This window comes from Methylobacterium sp. WL18 (assembly GCF_008040015.1).
Lineage (GTDB): Bacteria > Pseudomonadota > Alphaproteobacteria > Rhizobiales > Beijerinckiaceae > Methylobacterium > Methylobacterium mesophilicum.
The window spans coordinates 1-3,203 of sequence record NZ_VRVD01000541.1 but is presented as its reverse complement, the minus strand read 5'-3'; the positions used below and the strand labels follow the sequence as shown (position 1 = coordinate 3,203).

Sequence of the window (3,203 nt, the reverse complement as noted above, 5' to 3'; positions counted from 1 at the left end):
GGCGTCGTCCGAGAGCACGGCGTTCCGGATCGCCAAGCTCCACGCCACGCCGCTGCCGGCGGTGCTGCCGGTGGCGGACGGCATCGAGCACGTCCTGCCCGTCTACGACGAGGCGGCCCTGCTGTTCGAGGCCGAGCTGATGCCCGAATGGTACGTCCCGGCGATCCGGAACGCCGCGCTCTCGGACGACGCCCGGGCCGAGTTCGTGGCCCTGTGGCGCGCGGCCCTGCAGAACGCGCGACCCGACCGCGCCACCTGGACCCTGCGCGACTACCACTCGCCGAACCTGATCTGGCTGCCCGAGCGCGACGGGCTGGAGCGGGTCGGGCTGATCGACTTCCAGGACGCCGTGATGGGCCATCCGGCCTACGACGTCGCCTCGCTGCTGCAGGATGCCCGCGTCGACACCAGCGCCGAATTCGAGCTGCGGCTTCTGGGCCTCTACGCCCGCGAGCGCCGGGGCCGCGACCCGGCCTTCGATGTCGGGGCCTTCGCCACGGCGTACGCGCTGCTGGCCGCCCAGCGCGCCACCAAGATCCTCGGGATCTTCGCCCGGCTCGACCGGCGCGACGGCAAGCCCGGCTACCTCGCCCACCTGCCGCGGATCGAGGGCTATCTCACCCGCAACCTCGCCCACCCGGCGCTGGCCGAGCTGCGGGCCTGGCATGCGGCGCACCTGCCGGGCCTGGTCGGCTCCGATGCCGAGTCCTAGGACGCATGCCGAGCGGTCCCGGGTCACGGGCGAAAGGAACGGGAATCCAAAGGGCCCGGGGCCCCTTGGCAGGGTTCGGGACAGCGTCCCGAGGCTCTCGGGGCTTCGCCGACTGCAGGGCTCTGCCCTGCACCCGCAAAAGGTCGAAGACCTTTTGAAACCATGATCATCAACGCCTGATCCGGATCCCCGCATGAGCGAGCCCGCCCCCGCCGTCACCCGTGCGTTCGTGCTGGCCGCGGGCCTGGGCAAGCGCATGCGGCCGGTCACCGCCACGGTGCCGAAACCCCTGGTGGAGGTGGCCGGCAAGGCGCTCCTCGACCACGCCCTCGACCGCGCCGCCGAGGCCGGCATCGAGACCGCGATCGTCAACGTCCACTACCTGCCCGACCTGATCGAGGGGCATCTCGCCCGCCGGACGGAGGGACCCGCCATCCAGGTCTCGGACGAGCGCGCCGCGCTCCTGGAGACCGGCGGCGGCATCCGCAAGGCGCTGCCGCTGCTGGGCGACGCGCCGTTCGTGGTGCTGAACTCGGATTCGTTCTGGCTCGAGGGGCCGGCGCCCAACCTCCGCCGGCTGATCGACGCCTGGGATCCGGAGCGCATGGACGCCCTGCTGCTGGTCGCCCCCACCGCCACCAGCCTGGGCTACGACGGCGCCGGGGATTTCGTCATGGACGCGGACGGCCGCCTGGAGCGCCGCGGCGAGCGCGAGGTCGCCCCGTTCATCTACGCGGGCGTGGCGATCCTGCAGCCCGGCCTCTTCGCCGACACGCCCGACGGCGCCTTCTCGCTCAACCTGCTGTTCGACCGGGCGATCGCGGCCGGCCGCCTGTCCGGCATGCGCCTCGACGGCCAGTGGCTCCACGTCGGCACCCCGGACGCGATCCGCGCCGCCGAGGAACGCGTCCGGGCGAGCGCCCGCGCCCCGTAGCGCCGGCCGTTCCGCATTCGGCAGATCGGTCTTGCCAAACGGTCTTGCCAAGCCGGATCCGAGCCTCTAGAAGCCCCTTCACGCCGGCGGGCCAAGCCCCCGCCGCCGTGACAGGCGCCCGTAGCTCAGCTGGATAGAGCACCAGACTACGAATCTGGGGGTCAGAGGTTCGAATCCTTTCGGGCGCGCCATTACTACAAATCACTGAGCGGATGCCGGGGCCCAGCCCTGTCCCGCTGACGACCAGCAGCCCACCTTTGGATCGAGCACAGCGCGCCAGCAGGTACTTCGCGCGATCCCGTGCCCGTACGCGCCTGAGGCGCCCAGCCGCGCGGAAGCGGCCGGGCCTGTCCGTTGGTCAGGCGACCCGTTGTGACGGGGCGGCCAGGCCGAGTTCCGTGCGGAACACGGCTTCCATCTCGCGCCGGATGCGGATGGCCTGGTGGCTCGCGTCGTAGGCGACGTCGCTCCAGCGGACCGCACGGCCGGCCGGGATGTCGTTGGTCAGGACGAGGTTGTGCGCCAGACCGATCGGCAGGGCGTCCTGCCGCAGGGAATCGGCCGCCGGCATCAGCGTGCCGTAGACCGTGAAGCCGCCTTCGCCGTCGAGGCGCTCGCCGGCCTTCAGGGCGCGCTTGGCGGTGGCCGCCACGTCGCCGTGCCAGGCCCCGGTGGCGCCGGTGGCTTCGCCCCGCACCGCGATGGACGCCACCGAGATCCCGAGTTCCAGGCCGATCAGGTGGTAGGGCTTGTAGGTGGCGGCGTAGCGGCCGCTGGCGTCGGTCTTCAGCCCGTATTGCACGAAGCATTCCTGCACGTAGCGGCTCGGTGCCTCGAACACCGCGAAGACGCCCCAGCGCAGGTCGCGGAACACCGGGCGCCCGTCCCGCTCCAGGGACGACACCACCTCGACCGTGCCGCGCTCGGTCAGGATCCCGCCATCGGCCACCGGACGCAGGAGCGTGGGCAGGTCGTCGACCCCGCAGGCCGGGAAGGCCAGGCCGTCGCGCGGCGGGGTCAGCCCGCAGGCGTTGGCCACCGCGGCCATCTCCAGGGCCGACTTGGTGCCGTCCAGGAAGGCGTTGAACATCTGCGCGTTGAAGTCGCCCCCCGCGACCTGCTCGGCGCTGAAGCCGTAATGGCCCCAGACCGTGTCGGGGGTGGAGGCGTGGTAGGCCGGCAGGTACTTCGTGCCCTTGCCGGCGCAGACCACCTCCAGGCCGATCGTGCGCGCCCAGTCGACCAGTTCGGCGATGAGCGCTGGCTGGTCCCCCGAGGCCATGGAGTAGATCACGCCGGCCTCCGCGGCCCGGCGGGTCAGGAGCGGGCCGGCCAGCACGTCGGCCTCGACGTTGACCATCACGATGTGCTTGGCCTGTTCGCAGGCCTTGAGGGCGTGGTGGATGCCGGCGGCGGGGCTGCCGGTGGCGTCGATCACGATGTCCACGAACGGGCTGGCGATCAGGGCGTCGGCATCGTCGCCGACCCAGGTCGCGCCGGTCCGCGCGGCCTCCTCCAGGGTCGGGGCCGCGAAGCGGTCCTCGTCCCAGCCCACCC

General features: G+C 72.2%; 3 protein-coding genes and 1 tRNA gene. 3 read left to right on the top strand and 1 reads right to left on the bottom strand.

Translation table 11 applies throughout. From position 1 onward, the window contains the following. The 3 genes from FV228_RS24645 to FV228_RS24635 all read left to right on the top strand — a co-directional run. Positions 1–712, top strand: a 712-nt coding sequence (locus FV228_RS24645; RefSeq protein WP_147856963.1) for a phosphotransferase, incomplete at its 5' end; no start/stop codon positions are given. A 193-nt stretch (positions 713–905) separates the two neighbouring features. Further along, positions 906–1,646, top strand: coding sequence for a nucleotidyltransferase family protein (locus FV228_RS24640; protein WP_147856962.1), 741 nt, complete (start codon positions 906–908; stop codon positions 1,644–1,646). Positions 1,647–1,760: 114 nt separating this feature from the next. Continuing rightward, positions 1,761–1,837: transfer RNA gene (locus tag FV228_RS24635), tRNA-Arg, on the top strand. A 167-nt stretch (positions 1,838–2,004) separates the two neighbouring features. Here the strand turns inward: FV228_RS24635 and FV228_RS24630 are convergent. Next, positions 2,005–3,203 (bottom strand): SAF domain-containing protein (locus FV228_RS24630; RefSeq protein WP_147856961.1); only part of this gene is annotated, 1,199 nt, incomplete at its 5' end.